We start from the raw sequence: 18,183 nt of genomic DNA, 5'->3' as shown, positions 1-18,183 counted from the left end.
TCCGCTTACCATGGCGGTATTCGTCGGGATCGCGCTCAGCGCGCTTCTCCTCGACATGGTCACTCACCGCGGTGACAAGCCAATTTCCCTGGCTAAGGCTTCGATTTGGTCGATCTTCTGGATCGCTATCTCGTTAGCGTTCGCCGGCTTCCTATACGTACAGCACGGCCCGGAAGTCGCCAGCCTGTTTGTAACTGGCTACGCATTGGAAAAGGTTCTGAGCGTCGACAACCTGTTCGTGTTCATGGCGATTTTCGCCTGGTTCAAAGTGCCGGATGGCATGCGTCACCGAGTTCTGTATTGGGGCATCATCGGCGCCATCGTGTTCCGCGGCATCTTCGTAGCCATTGGTACCGGACTGTTGGCTTTCGGTCCGTGGGTCGAAATCGTCTTCGCAGTAATCGTGGCTTGGACCGCAGTTATGATGCTGCGCGCCGGCGGTGATGATGACGAGGAAGAGGACTACTCCAAGCACATGGCTTACCGCTTCGCACAGAAGCTGTTCCCTGTGTGGCCGAAACTCTATGGCCATAACTTCTTCGTCAGCCGTAAACAGCTTCAGGTTGAGTTGAAGAAGCCTGAAAACAAAGGCATGACCCTGGCAGCAAAAGGAACAATTTTTGCTACCCCGCTATTCCTTTGCCTTGTTGTGGCTGAAGTGTCTGACGTCCTGTTCGCATTCGACTCTGTGCCGGCGGTAATCGCGGTTAGCCGTGAACCTCTGATCGTCTACTCAGCCATGCTGTTTGCGATCCTGGGTCTGCGTACCATGTACTTCGTGCTCGAAGCGCTGAAACGCTACCTGGTCCACCTGGAAAAATCTGTAGTCGCGCTGCTGTTCTTCATCGCCATTAAACTCGGCCTGAACGCAACCGACCACATGTTCCACCATGGCTACACAATCGATGCAAACACCAGCCTGCTGATCGTTATGGTTGTACTGGCGATCGGTGTGGTTGCAAGCCTTGTCTTCCCAGGCAAGGAAGAAGCTCAACCTGAAACCGCTGAAAAATAGCCCATACCACAAGGAGTAATACCCATGGCGTTGACCCTACAGAAAGGTGGCAATCTCTCGTTGACCAAAACCGACCCGAGCCTGACCAAAATATTGGTAGGCCTGGGCTGGGACCCGCGTGCTACTGATGGTGCTGAGTTCGACCTGGACGCAAGTGCGCTACTGCTGGGCGCAAATGGCAAAGTACGCGGCGAGGCCGACTTCATTTTCTACAACCAGCTGAAAAGCGTTGACGGTTCGGTTGAGCACACTGGCGACAACCGCACTGGTGCGGGCGACGGCGACGACGAAGTAATCAAGGTAGACCTGAGCCGCATCCCGGCTGACGTGGACAAAGTGGTGTTCATCGTTACCATCCACGATGCAGAAGTACGCAAGCAAAGCTTCGGTCAGGTCGGCGGCTCCTTCATTCGCATCGTTAACGATACGAGCAATGCTGAAGTTGTTCGTTACGACCTGGCAGAAGACGCGTCGACTGAAACTGCGATGGTGTTTGCTGAGTTGTACCGCAACGGCGGCGAGTGGAAATTCCGCGCTGTTGGCCAGGGTTATGCCGGGGGCCTGAAAGCTCTGGCCAATAACTATGGCATGAATTTTTAACGCCTAAGTCGTCAATCTAATTATCTTTTTTACTTGGCCTTGATCTAAAGGCCTTGTCTACCTTACTAAAAGGAATCGAAAATGGCCGTATCTCTGCAGAAAGGCGGGAACGTTAGTTTGTCTAAAGAGGCCCCAGGCCTGACCGAAGTCACTGTAGGTCTGGGTTGGGACGCACGAGTTACCGACGGTTCGAAATTCGACCTCGACGCGTCGATCTTCATCCTGGGTGAAAGCGGCCAAGTCCTCGACGACGCCAGCTTCATTTTCTACAACAACAAGAAATCGGTTGATGGTTCTGTTGAACACATGGGCGACAACCAGTCCGGCGAAGGCGAAGGTGATGACGAGCAAGCCACCGTCAAGTTGAACGGTCTGGCTGCCGCTGTGAAGAAGCTGGTTTTCGCAGTGACCATTCACGACGCTGAAGCGCGCAAGCAGAGCTTCGGCCAGGTTGCCAATGCTTACATCCGTGTAGTGAACAAGGCTGACGGCAAAGAACTGGCGCGCTACGACCTGAGCGAAGACGCTTCGACCGAAACCGCCATGATCTTCGGCGAGCTGTACCGCAATGGCGACGAATTCAAGTTCAAGGCGATCGGCCAAGGGTTTGCTGGTGGCCTGGCGCCTCTGGCTAAATCGATGGGCGTGAACATCGGCTAACCCGCAAGGGTTGAGAAAGCCCCCGCGAAACGGGGGCTTTTTCTTGCCTACAGAAAGACCACGGAGTTGGTCCTGTAGGCGGTTTCGACTACTTCATCACCAGGAGCGACTGCTGGCGATCGCCACGGCAGTCTACCGGTTCTCGGGTTTAAAAGGATATTTGGATGGGCATGTTTCGTGGGGTTGTAGCTGCAGGTGTTTTGGTGTCTATGTCAGGCTGCGGAGCCTACAACGATTTCCAGGCAAACAATGCAGTTCAAGAATACAGGCAGGCATGCCTTGGAAATTATACGAACGAGTGCGAAAGCAAACTGGTCGACACGAACATTGTCATGCTCGAGCTCGCGCGAAGCAACATCGAGCGGGAAAAGGACTCGATTGTGCAAGTCGTCGGCAAAGATGGATTTGATCGTTTCTCAAAAACTGCCAATGAGCTAATTGACCACTTGGTCGATCAACAGGAAAACAAGCGTCCAGGTTTTTTTGCACGATGGTTCCTGGGTGAAGGTCAACCGTTCGGCAACACACGCAACCAACTTTTTGACATTGCAGACATGCAAGAATTACGTGCTGCAGTGCTTCAAAAGATCAGCTCCGGTGTTCACGCGAGCAAAGCATCTGCTAAGCCTAATGAACCAATGACTGAGACTGAGGCAATCTTGTTAGGCAAGGTACCTCAGGCACCGATTCAGGCTCAGGTCACCCCGACTGCCCGGCCGGCGGAACCAGCAGCACAGGCCGTCGAATCGACTGTTCAGGCATTAGTGCCATCCGACCTTGCTGCATCTGCAGATCGGATGATCACGAGTGAAATCGCCCGGGATGGCGGGGATGAATACAAAGAGGGCCGTCAGGTTAAGTTTGCTGACCTAAATAACGACGGCATCAAGGATGCCGTGGTTCTTTACACGATCGAAGGTCAAGGTGGCGGCAATGGCTACTTCCAAACCCTTGCCGCGTTCATTGGCGACTCGGCAGGATGGGACTTCCGTGGAAAAGCTGTAGTCGGCAATGGTGTCCAGGACATTCAGGTAGTTGATCCCCAAACCGTCAGACTGACTGTTCTCTCCGTCGGTGCTGAAGATGCGGATTGTTGCCCGAGTGTTCAGAGCATCGAAAACTACAAGTGGGACGGTACAACATTTCTTCAAGCCCCAACGCCGTAAGTAAGAGCCAGGCTTCAGGCACCTAACCGTATGTATACGAGCACGGTTAGGCAGGACTCTGGCGAAACGCTGGAGCAAAAAAAATGAAGGAAAATCGGATATGTCGCGCTTCAACATCGGCCCCGGCCTTTTCGCCATGTTGCTCACATTGGTATCAGTCCACTCCAATGCCACCAGCTTTGATTGCACCAAAGCTGCAATCTTTGCTGAAAAATCGATTTGCACAGATTCTGCACTCAGTCGTCTGGATGAGCAGATGAACTCCGAATATGTCCGCGCTTTAGACGCAGCGCCGAACAAGGCTCAGGTCCGTCAAGATCAAAGAGACTGGTTGCGTCTGCGCGACAATTGCAAGACTTCCAGTTGCTTAACCGCTTCTATGACTGATCGGCTCAGTGTTCTATTAAGCACCAGGGTGGATCAGCCATCCAAAGCGCCAACCTCCGTTGCCGCAACCCGGGTTGATCAATCTGAAACGAATGTGATTTCAAAGGCCGCTACTTCTCCAATGGACCCCCCCGTGGTGAAGCCGGCAGCCCCGCGAAATGCAACGGATGATCATCAAGCGATCCTGAACTTGAAGATTGGCTTGTTCGTGATGGCAATGTTGCTGCTGGTCTGCATCTACCTGCATCGTCGGGGGACCATTACGATCTATCAGGACTACACCGACGCGCTTTGGACAACCTTGACTCCGATCTTGGGGATTGGTGCGTATTTCGTCGCGAGCTCCTGGCTCGAGGTGCCACGCAACTACTCCATCATTGCTGGCTGTGTCCTTGGTGGTCTTATGTCATTGCAGGTGCTTATCCAAACGTACAGAAGCAACAGCATCTGGTTTTTCCTTTTATCCCTCTTCGCAAAGGTCATTCTGCTGACTTTCTACCTCCTGATGATGGCCCTCCTGCTGTGCGGCGGTGCGCGAACCAAAAGTGAGGCCCGGCGGCGGCGCGGCTGGGCAGTCCTTGCCACGACTGTATTCGTATTCCTCTCAGGCTGGATGTGCCGGCATCGGCAATTCAGTTCGATCGACGATTACATAGCCGGACGGGCATAAGTGACATATCGGAGGTCGCGCTATTGCCACATGCGCGGCCACCGATGTAAATGGACGTCGGGCCAGTCTAAGGGGCCCGACCGAAGCCGGCATTTCAAACAACAAAGAATCCAGGAAGAAGGATCAAGGAGTAGTCATGGGATTTCGTTTCAGCAAGCGAATCACGATTGTGCCTGGCGTACGCCTTAACATTAGCGGCAAAGGGGTAAGTACTTCGATAGGGCCTCGTGGTCTGAGTATGACGATGGGTCGCAATGGCACCTATCTCAATGCGGGCTTACCCGGTACTGGTCTTTCATATCGTGAAAGGATCGACCGGCCCAGTAGATCGAGTAGCTCCCAACCAGGACCTGCCGGAAGCGAATACTCTGGCCAGGTAAAGGTGAAAGTAAACGATGATGGCACGTTGTTGATTACGGATATGGATGACATCGAGTTGCCGGCTGCTGTTATCAAACGCGTCAAATCCGAGATGGCCGATTCCATTCAGGACTTGCTGACGAAAGCAGCTGATAAGGTCAATCAGGATCTCGAATCATGCCTAGGTGTGCACCTACTGACACCTCGGCCGGGGGCCATGCCGGTAATCCCAGCTCCTTTCGCCATTGAAGAGCCCACGAGGCCTACCCAGCAAACGCTAGGCTTAATGGATCGAATGCTACTGCGCAGCGCGAAGATTGAGCGTGAGGCCGAGTCGGCGGAAGAGCTGTATCGACAAGACCTCGCGAACTGGCAGGCAACCCGGGACGCCCATGAATTTGAACGCACCGAAATCGAGAAAGCATTCCGGCTGGCGGCAAAGGGCTTCAGTGCTCAGATGGAACGTGCCCTGGACTATGTGTTGAGCGGCATTGCCTGGCCAAAAGAAACCCAGGTGGACTATGAGTTCTCACAAGACGTTACCGGCGTCGCGCTCGATGTTGATTTACCTGATGAGGGCGATATCCCGCAGCGCAGCGCTGAAGCCCGTGGCAACGGCAAACTAACCTTCAAAAATCGTTCGGATGCCCAGGTACGTAGAGACTTTGTCGCGCTGTGCTATGGATCTCTGTTTCGAGTTGTAGGGGAGGTGTTCGCTCTACTGCCGGCGATCCAGAAGATTCTGGTGTCGGGTTATATCCAGCGTGACAACCCCGCTACCGGGACAGTGGATGATCAATACGTGCTCTCGGTCTTGGTAGCGCGAGATCAGTGGGATGCGATTGATTTTAATCGTCTGGATGCGATCGATCCTGCAGCGACCCTGAACGCGTGTGGCGCAGTGGTAAAGCTGGACCGCTCTGCGCGTTTTGTTGAGGTGACACCGATGGATATGTCGGTGATGAACTGAAGACAACCGCGGCGGCTTGAGCCGCCGCGGTGTGGGGCAGGGCAGGGTTAGCGAATGATTCCTTCGCGCTTTGCCTCCAAGATCCACATCGGGAATTCCTGCATCAGCCGGTCGTACAACTGCTCTTCCGTCATGTCGTGCAGGTCATCCAGGGCAAAGAATCCGCAGTTGTCCACGACTCTCCCGGGCATGGTGTCCAGTTTCTCCAGAATGCCGTAATTCCGGCCTGCTAAACCTACGTATTGCCAGAAGATTCCCAGCTTCGCTGCATCCACCATTAGTTGCGTGATCTTGCGGTTTTCAGACACGCCACCGTCGCTAATGAAAACGACAAACATTGGGGTTTTGTCATTAGACGCTTCGAAGGACTCGATCACTTTTTGGATCGCTCTCGGCTCATCATTGTAGCGCCGACCGACGTCCCACTTTTTCCAGCCGCTGTTGTCGGATTCGACAAAGTTCTGGTAGTTGTTCAGTGTCACAGGTGAGAGTCGCAATGGCCGTTCGGCAAATGTCCAGCACTCAAGTTCGGCGTCTGTATCTAGGGCGACGGCGATTGGCACAAGTCGATTGAGTACTTCCTGCACCCGGCCGGTTTTGTATTGATTTCTCATCGAGTCGGTGACGTCGAGCACGAGCAAAACGCGAGCTTTCATTCCAACCAGGCAGGCTTTCTCGAGGCTAACCTGTGCCCTCTTGGCCAGACTGACCAGTTCCGGCGCGACAGCAGCTACACGCTTCTCCAGAGAGATTGTGGAGGGAGATGGGGCCGGTGCAGCCTCTTCAGTAACTTCGCCGCCAAAATGCCTCACGAGAGCGTCCAAGCCCTCGGCAAACCCCTGAAGGTTTGAGGCCAACCGCCACTCCCCATTCTTACGGTAAAGCTCAACGATCATTACCGCTTTCTCGGTTGTGAATGTGAGCCCTGAGAATGCGCAGGTCGCTCCTATATCACCAGATGGGCTGATTACTTTGAAGTTGCCATTCTGGATGTCATTCATCGCCCCGGCACCGTCGATGGAGGCTGTAAAGACCAAGCGATCGATAGAGGCGGGCAGGGTGGCTAGATTAATTTCAAACTGGCCACCGGGGGCGAGAACCAAACTGCGGCAAGGCGTGAAAGGCTGATTGAAGAAGACCATGTAGCGATCATCAGAAAGCTTGCCATGTTCGTCGACACCGAAACAGACGAAGTCGATTGCGCTGGGGCTTTCGATGTTGACCGAGAGAGTGAGTGAGAGACCGGGAAGAATATTTGCCAGAGGCATACGCTGGCCTTGGGTGATCTGCATGCATGGTTCCTTGTGACGATTAGAGCGCCTGATTATGAAACGGCCAAGGTGATACAGCCGTTTTCACAGGAGTGGCTGGTATATCCGTAGGCTTAAACTTAACGGCGCTCTATGTTTCTGCAAGTCTTATACGGCCAATGAGGTCGCAGCGGGAAATTCCTATGGGAAGAACTGCTCATTCTCTCGAGGACACGGGGCAATTCATCATGGGTTGACGAGGCCGATGATGCTTGCATACAACCAAAATAGAAATCCCGCGGCGGCCATGTGCCGTCGCGGGAGTACTTGTCAAGCATGAATCTGCTGAAAGCGCCTGCTAGCACGAAAGCTTAGACATACTGTTTTTTGCCGCTCCTTTCGATTGGGTGGCCTTTAAATACGTGTGGGCCGTCCATGGTCAGCTCAATTTTGTCTCCCTTTCGAGTCAGCCACGGGGTGGCTTCGCTGCCGGCTTTGGAGGTAACTCCGGACGGGCTAAGCAGGACAAAGTCCTGGGAAATTTCGATCTGCCCGATCACATAGGTATACACCATTGAGCTAAAAAACCCGGACTTGAACTCGAACGCGCATTCCACGACCTGGTCGCCATACTCCATCCGCATCTTAGGTTTCAGCGATGCCACCGAAACCGCACCGTTATCTACTGCTGAATAAACGCTGCAGACCAGCGCTACCTTGCCGCCCATGAGCTGCGAGATTGCTGGGTTAATTTCAACGGTTTCAATACCAGGAGCGGAGGCGCTGGCGCTGACCACGTCACCGGTATGGAAAACGAAGGGATCGACGTCAAAAGCCCCACGCTTGTCAGGTGCCTGGATGATGGACATTCGCCCATCAGGACGAAGGATGCCGATTCGCAGATCGAGGTCGTCGTTGTCAGATCCGTCGCCGTTATCAACCCACGTAGCGCTGACGCGAATTACCTTTGGAGCTGACGGCCCTTTTTCGAGTGACACCTTGTGGCTGCTGCCAGGCTTGTCCAGTTTTACCACGGTCTTGGCGATGTTGACGGGCTTCGGAGGCGGTGCAGGTGTTACCGCCTGCCCGGAGGATGCATCGTCTTCAACTTCGATGCCATAAAACCCGCAAAGTCCGGCAAGACCTGAGGCGAAACCTTGCCATACAGATCGCGCTTTGAGCTGGCCGTTCCGGACGTACAACTCAAGCACGATGATGCCCGTCTCTTGTGAGAAGGGCTCAGGTGCCAGTTCCAGGGTTTGGTCCCCGGCAATGACGATAGCGCGAAGGTCTTTGACTGCTTCGAAGCCGCCGGCGCTGCCGTCTTGCGTCAAAGTAATTGCGATCTTAGTTATGTTGGACGGGAGTCGAGACGAGTCGAAGCTGATCCTGTGACTGACCGTGTCGCCACGAGCGACCGGGGGCGCGAATGTCGCCGCGCCTGAAGAATGCTCGGGTGCATTGAAGAAAACCATGCCGCTGTCATCCACTACCTTGCCAGTATCGGTGACCAAAAACGCAGTAAGGTTTACGTCCAGGTTGTTACCTGCCGCATGGGTAACTTCCACCCGCCCTTGGGAGGAAGAGATCGTTGTGTTCTCGCCGGGTTTGAGTGACTGATTCAATTCATGCCGCCTATTCCATGGGTTTTCGCAACGCATTGTTCATGCGCTGCGCTTTCGTTGTTTGAGCGTGAAGGCCGGCCAATGGGAAACATCCCCTCATTGGGACTGATCGCATTGAAGCAGTTTAACGGCTTGGCCGCCGGCGACCGCCGAGACAACCATTCTCCATTTACACACCGTCTGAAACCCAAAATTGGAACGTACGAGAGGGAATGTTGTGCGCGACATTGAAAGTCCTCTCAGTCCCGTTAAGTTCTGATCGTAGGAAACAAAAACATCTGCCCGGTGTTCTGCACCGGAATTCGACAAGGCATTTTGAGTGGTGCGGTCTCCTGCTAGGTGGCAATATGCTACATCTATTTGCGCTCCCCCTCATCATCCAGGGTCTGGCGTTTAATTTCTGACAAGGACCCGTTGGATGCTAATCGCACTTGTGGTTTTGAACGCCCTTTATTTGATCTGCAGTCTGCTGTTCAACGCCGAGCTGCTCAACATGGCTGGCGCTGATATCCCCCTCCGAAAACTCGAAGTCCTTGAGACCTATAGCCAGATCCTGGCGGCGACGAGTATGTGCTTGCTGGTATGGCGAATCTGTTATCGACGATACCAAGGCAAGGGGAGGGTGCTGTGGGTTTGGCTCGGAGCATCGACACTTGTCGTTACGCCGTTGACGTGGTGGTTTCAGGGTGCGGCACCGGATTGGATCGCAGAGCAGTTCCCCGGCTCGCTACGGGTCAGTAGCCTCTACGCATACGTCACCAAAAAGGGATTGCTCTATGACTCCCTGACTATTCCGCAGATCCCCTATAAGGCTTACAAGGATCAGGGAGAGGGGAAGGCTTTTATAGCAAACCTCGGCGTTCTGATGAGTGTTCAAGGCTCTTACGTCGAGCGCATCGACAGGAACTTCCAAGGCTTTTCAGCTGCTGTTTTTCGTGGCTACACCGTCCGTAATGGAGACGCGTTATACGAGCGCTTGCAAGAAACTGTCGTGCCCTCAATCAGTGACATCAGCAGGGCGTATGCACAGCTTGAAGGTTTTCGTGCGGGAGGCATCTCGGGGAGTGAGTGGCGACCGATCAAATGGCCGAATGCAGGGGAAGATCTGGGATACCAGCCGACCATTGACGAGTACGCCCGGTCAATCAATCCCGGTGTGCGGACACGAGATGCTCTGGCCAACACCACCGAGGTTCGCCACATGGCGAAGACCAAACTCGGTCCTCTCTATGTGAAGGGCATGAACCTTCTGGCTACGCGAGAGCAGTACCAGGCTTATCTGCCTGGCATTGCCGACAACATGGCCTATGACGTCGCTCACACCGACATTCACGGGGCTGAAGGTTTGAACGTCCTCAAGAATATGTGGTTTATCCCCTTCTCCCTTCTTAGCGGGTTGTTCTTCGGCGGCATCAGTCTTGTGGTCTTGATCATCTCGGGTGTTGAGGCGCTTCGAAGCCTCCCCGGGCGAATTCGCTTCGTTCGACCGGTCGCCGTGATTTCGATCGTTATGCTGCCTCTCGTTGTTGGCAACGCAATTGTCGATAGCCCCGGTTATAGAGATGCGTTCAGGAGCTTGGGCAAACAGCCAGTTGTGCTTGCCACCGTTTTCCATTGGGCCATGTCCTCAGAAGCAATGCTTTACAACATTACAAGGCCTCTGCTGAAAGCAGAGTGACCTACACAAAGGGAGAGTCACCGTGCGTAAAAAGTTTCTCGTTTCAGTACTGGCATTGACCATCGCAGCATCAGCCTCTGGCTGCGCTGAGTTGGGTATCAACAAGCAACAGGCTGGTACCGCAGTGGGTGTCGTTGCTGGCGCTGTCATCGGGCAGTTCATCGGGAAAGGCAACGGACGGATCGTGGCAACCCTGGTCGGCGGTGCACTGGGCGGTTACATCGGTAACAAAATCGGTGCAAAACTCGATGAGCAGGATCAGCAGGCCCTAGCACAACGCACGCAAGATGCATTGAACGCCTCGCCGAGCGGGTCCAGTCTGCCCGTGTCCTGGACATCGGCCCATTCTGGCGCGTCGGCGGAGATCGTTCAGGGCAAAGAGTTCACCCAAACCAAAACGGTTGAAGTGAAACGTGCTCCGAAGATCGTCGCCGTCCCTTCGATGAAGCTCATCAACGAACAGTACGTCACCAAAAGTAGTTCGAATGTGCGCGCCGCGCCTGAAAAAGGCGCAGACAAAGTGGGTGGTTTGAAACCTGGCACCGAGTTCACTGCCGTTGGTTCGACAGGCGACTGGATTCTTGTCGGCCGCAAGGGTGTAACTGTCGGCTACGTCCACAAAGATTTGGTTGAACCAAAATCAGTAGCCGTTGCGAAGCGTGTGAAGTCCGCGGCCAACCTGGACGAGATGAACGTCGCTGCCGACAAGGAAACAAGGGCCTTCGATCTCGATTCGATCCCGACGTTGCCAACTCAGCAGGTCGCTGCTGAAACGTCTTGCCGGCCGGTGACCGTGAGCCTCAAAGCGGCCGACGGAAACACTGTGCAGGAGAAGAACACCTTCTGCAAACAAGCCAACGGCACCTGGGAACTCATCTAAGGGATCTTCATGAAAAACCGCGCACTCGCTCTCGTTGTAGTGGGTGCTTGCGGCATCGCGCCGCAAGCCTGGGCTCACCAGCTCGCCTACTCGAAGACAGAACAGATCCAGGTGAACGTTGATGGTGAGGCGACAACCTGGTGCAAACCAGAAGTGGCCATCACCATGCAGCGCCCAACTTGGGATGACCAGAAGCCGCTGAACACGCTTCTATCGAAGCTCCCGTATATTCTCGGCCAGGAATGCCCGACGGCCAAGGTCACCTGGAAAGCAGTCGACGCAAAGGGGGCGGTTTACGCCACCGGCGCGGGCTATGCGACCAATCTGGGCCTGGCCACGCTGACTTCACCGCCTGCCGCTCCGGCCGCTGTCGCGCCCGCTGTTTCGGTAGCCCCCGTGGCTTCTCCTCCTACACCACCAGCAGCTGTGGCGGCTGCGTCTGTACTACCAGCCGCCGCTGCGCCTACTGAGCCTGCCGTCGCAGCGCCTGTGGCTGCTGCACCGGCCCCAGCGCCTGTAACGGCACCTGTGATACCACAACCAGCACCAGAGGCTTCACCCGCGCCAGTGCAACCGGTGCCGGTGGCTCAAATACCTGTGACGGTTGCCCCTGTTGCTCCTGTAGCTGCCGTGGCCACAGTACATGTGGAGGCAGCTACAGCCGCCACCCCTAAGCCTGCCGCTCCAGCTGAAGCGCCGGCCGCTGTTGCCGCCGTTCCTACCGGTGACTTCGGCCGCTCATTGGTGCTGGCCAACCAGAACCTGATGGGGATTACCGACGGAAGCGGATGCAAATGGGTTATCAGTAAGTCGGTAACTGATGAGTCCGATCCAAGTCTGTCCTTTGCGTCGACACCCGCCATGCCTTGCTCTGCATCAGGCTATGCCGAGGGGTCCTATGACAAATTGCGTTGGGCGGTACCGAACACCTATCGCGGTGATACCTGGTCAAAAACAACCGTGCACCCGAGCGGTCTGATGTTCAACCAGGCACTGGTCCCAGCGGTGAAAGGCAAGGCGCTTTCTTTCCTGAATAGCCGGGCAGACCAAGCACTCTTTCAGGTGGGTGAACTGCCTGCGCGTAACATGAAGGTGTATTTGGCCTTTGAGCGCCCCAACTACCGTGTCCTGTCGCCGTTCTCCAGTGATCCGTATTATGTAGTGATCACTGCAGATGAGGCATTTGCTCTTGATGCGGTTGAGTTGAAGCGCGCTGTGGTTGAGGTCTACCAATTGGTGAAGGCAACGTCGCCAACGACCGTCGGCCTGTCGAACCTCTTCTTCGCCAAGAACTTCGAAGCGCTTTACCCCGAGGGATACGCGTCGGAAACCAAAGACAGCATTCTCAAAACGCGTATGGGCGAGAACCGTGGTGAGTTTTACTTCGATGCTCGCCAAGGCAATAACTTCGCCCTGCGTCGCGAGGAGATCCGCCTGAGAGAAGTACGTCGCCTGCAGCAGCAAATGGCTGAGCTGCACACACGCGTCTTGGCGCGTTACGAACAGCTCAAATCCGGGATGAAGGAATTCGAAGGTCGGGAGGCTGAGGCGCTGGCGCAGATGGCCGGTATCAAAGTCACCTTCCCATCGCCGATCGCAATGCAGGACCCGAACTCTTCAAAGTCCGCTGTGCCGATGATGATTCACGTCACTGGAAAGAGCGGCGACTTCTACGAGGTCGACTTCCCACGTAAGGGGCGTGTACAGGCTGATGCTGAACTGGAGAGCCAGTGGTACGTGCTGCCGGCGGCAAACATGACACCCTTCCTGCCGCTCGAAGACGGTCGCGCCGTTCCTACGTATCGCGTGTATACCGCTGGCGCGGCTGAGGCCTGCAAGCAAGACCACTGTGCTGACAGAGTGTCATTTGGTGCCGTACTGGCCAAGGAATTTCCTAGCGCCGGGATCGACTTCAACTGGACGCCTGCAGTCTCTCAGCAGCACGTGATTGATTGGCAGCAAGCATCTGCTCAAATTCAGTAAGGCAACCGACTATGAAAACGATGAACAAGAAGCACATCCTCATCGCCGCTGCGGTCGCCGGTATTGCGATTCTTGCAGCTGGTGTGGGGTTATCGAGCTCCGGCAAGAAGCAAGCGCTGCGTCAGTACGATGAGATGAAGGAACAGTACTTCCTCGAGAACGTCCTGAGCGAGGGAGATATTTCCTATTCCTTCTGGTCGGGAAACGTCACCGTTGAAACACCAGAAATCCGCCTGGTTGCAGCAGAGACCAACGGCGCAGATAAATTCCTGAAAGGGATTATGGGGCTGCTCGGTGGAATGGACTCCGGGGCAAAAGAGTCTGCCCTGGTCGAATGGTCACGGTATCTGCTTTCGTCCAGTACTGGTGGCGGTCGTGCCGGTGGCGTTTACTTGAAGGCCGACGCCCTCAAGGTTAGCCGCGAAGGTGATAACAAGAAGGGCGAGATTCATGTCCAATTGTTGGGCATGGACATGAGTACTCCTTACCTGTCGCACAAAGGCACAGATGTGGTCCTGCCCTCGGAAGTAGCGGATGAGATCCAGCCGCGCGCGGAGATGGATCAGTACGGAGGCGTGGTCAAGTCGCCCTACTCGTGGGGTAGCAATATCGTCCAACGTCTGCCGTTCACTGGTGCATTTATCACCGGCGCTACAGGGGAGTTCGGCACCAAAGTTGACTTGGACTTCAAGCTCACGCGCTCTAGCGACGGCGAAGGCTCGGTCGAGTTTGTAGTGGTGCATCGTAATGACGGCAGTGAAGTTGGCCGGATTGTGCGCGAGGCTAAATTTGCGTCCATCCCAGAGCTTGACGATGTCCAGGCGCAACTCAAGAGCGCGCTAAGTGGCTTCATCATGGGGGCTTACAGTACGTCCATGGGCCAGGCCGTAATTGCGGAAGCCGCAGGTGACTTTGCTCGTAAGACCAAGGTGGCCAGCTACTCGCTGACCTACAAGGGCTTCGACCAGTTGAAGGAGTCGTTCGACGAATTCAAGGCCACTACCAGGCGTGAGGAGTTCACCGGCTTTTGCAATGAAACAGGCCTATCAGTTTATCAGAGTGACTTTGGAGTCAAGGGCAAGGATCACAGCGATTCGGAGTGCGCGATCGCTCAAAAGCTGGCCACCGATGCCAAGTTTGAAGAGTCCTACATTTTCAAGGAAGACAAGTCGTTATTTTCCGGCCTGTTCGTGAGCAAAAGCTTCACGCTTGAGACGAACTGATCACCACATTTCCTAGAACCTGGAGTGCGGTCCGCCGTACTCCACGGTCACCAAAAAAAATTTCAAGACAAAGGCAGGCATTTCATGACGAACGTTTCCAAATGGGCAATCACGGCGTTCTGCTCGGTGCTGCTGGCCGGTTGCGGTTCAAGCCAGGACAAAGCTGAAGAACTGGTCAAGTTGATGGGCATGGACGTCCAATACAAGATGGTAGTGCAAGTCGCCACGTCGGGTTATGCATCCAAATATCGCGAAGTCGCGCCGGAAAAAATCAAGGCCGTGATCGAGGACAACATTTCCCAGGACCTACTGAAAGATACCTTGGTCCAGGTATACGCAGATCACTTTGATGCCGACGAGCTCGAACTGATGATCGAGGCCAACAAGCATCCTGATCAGGCGATGAAAATTATTATGGGCTCTAAGGACGGCATGAAGTTGGCAAAAAAATCCATGGACGTCCAGGTGGATCTGCAGCGTGATATGGCCAAGGCGTTCGAGGATCGCGATGAGGACATTGTCGACGAACTGGACGACCTCCGAAAGGAAGCCCGCGGCTGATCCGTCATTTGCTCCGAACCACGGTAATCGACGCGGCTACTATGAACAGTTCCAGGTAGCGTTCGGCAATTCATGGAGGGTGGGATGAGGCTTATTTTGGTAATGCTGCTGGTGCTCAGCGGCTTCGCTCACGCCGGTTGCGGCAGCATCAACAACGACGATCAACGCGCCTACTGCTACGTCAAAGAGGGGAATGGGAGTTGCGCGAGCATTAAGGACGACGATCTGCGCGCTACCTGCTATGTGGAGGCCGGCAATGGCAGTTGTGCGAGTATCCGTGATGATGACAAACGCAAATACTGCTACGTGAAAGAGGGCAACGGGAGCTGTGCAAGCATCAACAATGACGACTTGCGTAACGCCTGCTACGTCGAAACAGGCAACGGGAGTTGCGCGAGTATCCGTGACGACGATCAGCGATACTTGTGCTACGCCAAGACTGGCAATGGCAGTTGCGGGAGCATCAAAAACGATGACTTGCGACGTCAGTGTGAAATGGTAAAGCGCTGACTGGCTTGCTTTAGCCCGGCCGGATGAAGGAATCTCACCTACAAAAAATGCCAGTCAGGTAACTGACTAGCATTTTTCATTCTGCGGCTAACGAATCTTCCAAGCTGAAAAGGCGAGTGGTTCAACCGCTCAACCCAGTACTTCGCCCCTGGTCTTGCGCTTGAATCGCCGGCGCAGGAAAAACACCACAAACAAAATCAGCAGCGTGCCTACGGTGAGGAAAATCGTGTTGAACCAAGGAAACGGCTCTTCGCGACTGTTCGTGGCTTCGATGTCTGTGATGTTTGGGAACACGGACAAGATTTGAATGCGCCAGCCGTAATAACGAATGAGAGCCAGCTGCTGGGCATCTCGTGAGTAACCCTGGGCCTTTGCCTGAACGTCGGCCGAGTCAAACTTGAAGTACCACGGAAAACTCCACCCGGTATCTTCATTGCGATAGACCATTACCTTTTTCGATGTTGGGTGTTCAGTGTTAATGAAATACACATCCCGGGTAGGGCCGTCTGCTGGGTTTTCAGCATTGATGACGCCGTCATCGTCCACACGTTTTACCTCAACGCCGGTGATGGCCACCACGTCGTACTGCGGTAAAACATAAAACAGACCCAGTCCCGCACCAGTGATTACGAGCAAGATTGCGCAGATAACCACCCCTTTAATCCACTTCATTTATGTGCTCCATTTTGATCGTCGAATTCTGCCCCAATTCGATCTTGGGTTTTCACCTTTGACCGCTGGGGTGCTACTAAACTTGGTTAGCAAATGTGTAGGTGCTGCAGTGATAGTAACGACGGCTCAAAAAAGCCCAGGAATTCTCCCGGGCTACTTATCTGCTGAAGCACTCGATCGCCCTGGCTTATGCAGGTGCTGTATCAAATTCCAGGCATACGGAAAGTGAGGTGAACTCAGGTCGCCGGCAGACCCAGGCAGTAAAAGCGGTGTAAGCCACCGACAAGCCTGTGATCAGAGCCATGGTTTGCTTCTTCTCTCGACTGTTTCTCGCAGCAGCACGCGCTTGAGATTCACCTTTGCGTCGAGCACTGTTCGAAAAGAGCGACGCGATCAGCATTCCAATCACCGCATAGAACACTGTGATGAGAGTGAGCTTGGCAACAATAACTAGGGTGATACTCAGAACTCCCTGGTTAGTCCGGAAGGTCGCGAATACGGCGTATGCAATGGCCAAGATAATCCCGGTACCCAACGCTATCCCTGAGACCAAGCCAGGCATTTCAAGCCAGCGAAGGATCAGAGCCGAAACGGCACCGATCGCGGGCAGCGCATTCGTGATCGCAGCATCGGTGTAGTCGGTGTAGATCGTGGCAGCCTCTGTGTGGTGTCTCCAGATCGCCAGACAGGTGATCAAAGAACCTATCAAGAGCGTGTATTTCCATGCCGGGCCTGCCCAGAAGGCCTGCCACATGCGTAGCACTGCTGGTTTCTCAGCTACAGGCTGAGCAGGGCGCACTTGCTGTGCCGAGACCACATAGGCTGGGCTCTGAGAGGAGGGCGCCGGTTGCACACTTTGAGGCGGTGTCTGAGCCACCTGATGCTGCTGAGGAGATTGTTGTCTTTGTTGACGGGATTGTTCCTGAGCGATCCGGTACTGCTCATCTCTTTGGGATCTGGCAATTTCCTCTGCCTGGCGCTGAGCTTCATACTCATCCTTGCGCAGCTTCTCTTCTGCTGCGTATGCCTTACTTTTTTCAACGCGGGAGAAACTATCCAGAAAGGTGACACGAGCTCCCATGGTTTGATCGAGACACTTCTGGGTGGTGCACTGATCTCGTACGGACAGCCATTCGCGTTGTGACTGGCGCAGATCATCCGGGTGCTCTGTTTCAGCGAGGGCTTTTTGATAGGCTCGACCGAGAATACTGTCGACGCCACTCAGATAGCCGTCTTTACAGATGCTGGACTCCGCGAAATTTGCAGCCTTTGAACAATCAAAGCTCGCTGCCATTGAGTTACAGGCCACTAATGCCAGCGTAAATGCGAGAGCGTTGCGAAACATCATCCGGTTCATCCCTAATTCCGTTATCCAGTACCCAGAAGGGTATAGTAGTTATCGGCCGGGTATGTGAATACGTGAGGAGGTTCTGCATGCTCGTGTGGACGCGTCAGCTATCGTGGATTAGACGGGCCATTCATAAAAAACCTGGGATACCTCCCTAGCTTTTGGTGTTATGGTAAAACTTATTGAACAGTAGCCCAACCTTCGACTACGTCACCGCCCCACTTGGCTTTCCACTCTTTCAAAGTCTTGTAGTTTCCACCTTTTGTTTCGATGACTTCGCCTTTGTGCGGGTTGTTGTATTGTTTGACTTTGCGAGCGGCATGTTCAGTGCTTTTTTCGTTTGAGCGCTGACTGGCCGACCAGCGCGTTTAGGGTCGAGGAGTGCGATCACATCACGCAGGCTCTTGCTGTACTCGCCCATCAGATTTTTCAGCTTTGTTTCGAACTCAAGTTTTTTTGCAAGCCGTCATTGGACTTCGAAGAATTCAAACGAGCTTTAAGGAAGGTCTGAAGTAAGCAGCCGTTTTTAACGGCCTCGCTGTCTGAGGTTCAAAAAACACCGACTTAATCGAAAATCAGACCTTTCCTCCTGTCAGTTCACTGTTTTTTGCGGAATAGCACCTTT

16 protein-coding genes and 1 pseudogene are annotated in these 18,183 nt (G+C 54.2%); 12 read left to right on the top strand and 5 right to left on the bottom strand.

Features of this window, described 5'->3' with window-relative positions; genetic code table 11:
* Positions 1–10: 10 nt before the first annotated feature.
* The 6 genes from AC19YY_RS22005 (at position 11) to AC19YY_RS21980 (ending at position 5,828) form a co-directional block, all read left to right on the top strand.
* The gene (locus tag AC19YY_RS22005) at positions 11–1,015 is read left to right on the top strand and encodes a TerC/Alx family metal homeostasis membrane protein (protein ID WP_122562042.1); all 1,005 of its coding nucleotides are present in this window, start codon (positions 11–13) and stop codon (positions 1,013–1,015) included.
* A gap of 24 nt (positions 1,016–1,039) precedes the next feature.
* Positions 1,040–1,615 (top strand): TerD family protein, encoded by a 576-nt coding sequence (locus AC19YY_RS22000; protein ID WP_500604870.1) that lies wholly within the window; start codon positions 1,040–1,042, stop codon positions 1,613–1,615.
* An 81-nt stretch (positions 1,616–1,696) separates the two neighbouring features.
* On the top strand, positions 1,697–2,275 hold the full coding sequence (locus tag AC19YY_RS21995) for a TerD family protein (protein WP_046071046.1): 579 nt from the start codon (positions 1,697–1,699) through the stop codon (positions 2,273–2,275).
* 164 nt (positions 2,276–2,439) lie between these two features.
* Positions 2,440–3,441: a hypothetical protein gene (locus tag AC19YY_RS21990; protein WP_500604869.1), complete on the top strand. Its 1,002-nt coding sequence runs from the start codon at positions 2,440–2,442 to the stop codon at positions 3,439–3,441.
* 100 nt (positions 3,442–3,541) lie between these two features.
* On the top strand, positions 3,542–4,498 hold the full coding sequence (locus AC19YY_RS21985; protein ID WP_500604868.1) for a lysozyme inhibitor LprI family protein: 957 nt from the start codon (positions 3,542–3,544) through the stop codon (positions 4,496–4,498).
* Between the two features lie 136 nt (positions 4,499–4,634).
* Positions 4,635–5,828, top strand: a complete 1,194-nt coding sequence (locus AC19YY_RS21980) for a DUF4236 domain-containing protein (protein WP_500604867.1) — start codon at positions 4,635–4,637, stop codon at positions 5,826–5,828.
* A gap of 47 nt (positions 5,829–5,875) precedes the next feature.
* Here the strand turns inward: AC19YY_RS21980 and AC19YY_RS21975 are convergent, their stop codons facing one another.
* Together AC19YY_RS21975 and AC19YY_RS21970 are read right to left on the bottom strand one after the other, a co-directional pair.
* On the bottom strand, positions 5,876–7,120 hold the full coding sequence (locus AC19YY_RS21975) for a VWA domain-containing protein (protein WP_500604866.1): 1,245 nt from the start codon (positions 7,118–7,120) through the stop codon (positions 5,876–5,878).
* Positions 7,121–7,449: 329 nt separating this feature from the next.
* Positions 7,450–8,703 (bottom strand): TerD family protein, encoded by a 1,254-nt coding sequence (locus AC19YY_RS21970; RefSeq protein WP_500604865.1) that lies wholly within the window; start codon positions 8,701–8,703, stop codon positions 7,450–7,452.
* A gap of 418 nt (positions 8,704–9,121) precedes the next feature.
* On the opposite strand from AC19YY_RS21970, the gene AC19YY_RS21965 reads away from it, so the two are divergent.
* The 6 genes from AC19YY_RS21965 to AC19YY_RS21940 all read left to right on the top strand — a co-directional run bounded on the left by AC19YY_RS21965 (position 9,122) and on the right by AC19YY_RS21940 (position 15,538).
* Entirely contained in the window at positions 9,122–10,381 is a 1,260-nt protein-coding gene (locus AC19YY_RS21965; RefSeq protein WP_169904190.1) for a hypothetical protein, read from the top strand.
* Between the two features lie 22 nt (positions 10,382–10,403).
* Positions 10,404–11,261, top strand: coding sequence for an SH3 domain-containing protein (locus tag AC19YY_RS21960; RefSeq protein WP_500604864.1), 858 nt, complete (start codon positions 10,404–10,406; stop codon positions 11,259–11,261).
* A 9-nt stretch (positions 11,262–11,270) separates the two neighbouring features.
* Entirely contained in the window at positions 11,271–13,244 is a 1,974-nt protein-coding gene (locus tag AC19YY_RS21955) for a hypothetical protein (RefSeq protein ID WP_500604863.1), read from the top strand.
* Positions 13,245–13,255: 11 nt separating this feature from the next.
* Positions 13,256–14,467, top strand: coding sequence for a hypothetical protein (locus AC19YY_RS21950; RefSeq protein ID WP_500604862.1), 1,212 nt, complete (start codon positions 13,256–13,258; stop codon positions 14,465–14,467).
* Between the two features lie 84 nt (positions 14,468–14,551).
* Entirely contained in the window at positions 14,552–15,028 is a 477-nt protein-coding gene (locus AC19YY_RS21945; protein WP_500604861.1) for a DUF2059 domain-containing protein, read from the top strand.
* A gap of 84 nt (positions 15,029–15,112) precedes the next feature.
* Complete coding sequence (locus AC19YY_RS21940) at positions 15,113–15,538, top strand: hypothetical protein (protein WP_046071057.1); 426 nt, start codon at positions 15,113–15,115, stop codon at positions 15,536–15,538.
* Between the two features lie 129 nt (positions 15,539–15,667).
* Here AC19YY_RS21940 and AC19YY_RS21935 read toward each other — a convergent pair whose 3' ends face one another.
* The 3 genes and pseudogenes from AC19YY_RS21935 to AC19YY_RS21925 form a co-directional block, all read right to left on the bottom strand.
* Positions 15,668–16,210, bottom strand: a complete 543-nt coding sequence (locus tag AC19YY_RS21935) for a DUF1523 family protein (RefSeq protein WP_500604860.1) — start codon at positions 16,208–16,210, stop codon at positions 15,668–15,670.
* A gap of 187 nt (positions 16,211–16,397) precedes the next feature.
* Positions 16,398–17,567: a lysozyme inhibitor LprI family protein gene (locus tag AC19YY_RS21930; RefSeq protein WP_500604859.1), complete on the bottom strand. Its 1,170-nt coding sequence runs from the start codon at positions 17,565–17,567 to the stop codon at positions 16,398–16,400.
* A 170-nt stretch (positions 17,568–17,737) separates the two neighbouring features.
* Positions 17,738–18,024 (bottom strand): annotated as a pseudogene (locus tag AC19YY_RS21925) (histone-like nucleoid-structuring protein, MvaT/MvaU family); the annotation flags it as partial.
* Positions 18,025–18,183: the final 159 nt, after the last annotated feature.

It is taken from the genome of Pseudomonas sp. MF09156 (genome assembly GCF_059862305.1).
Note: the sequence above shows the minus strand (reverse complement) of the source record. Positions and strands in the feature narration are given on the sequence as shown.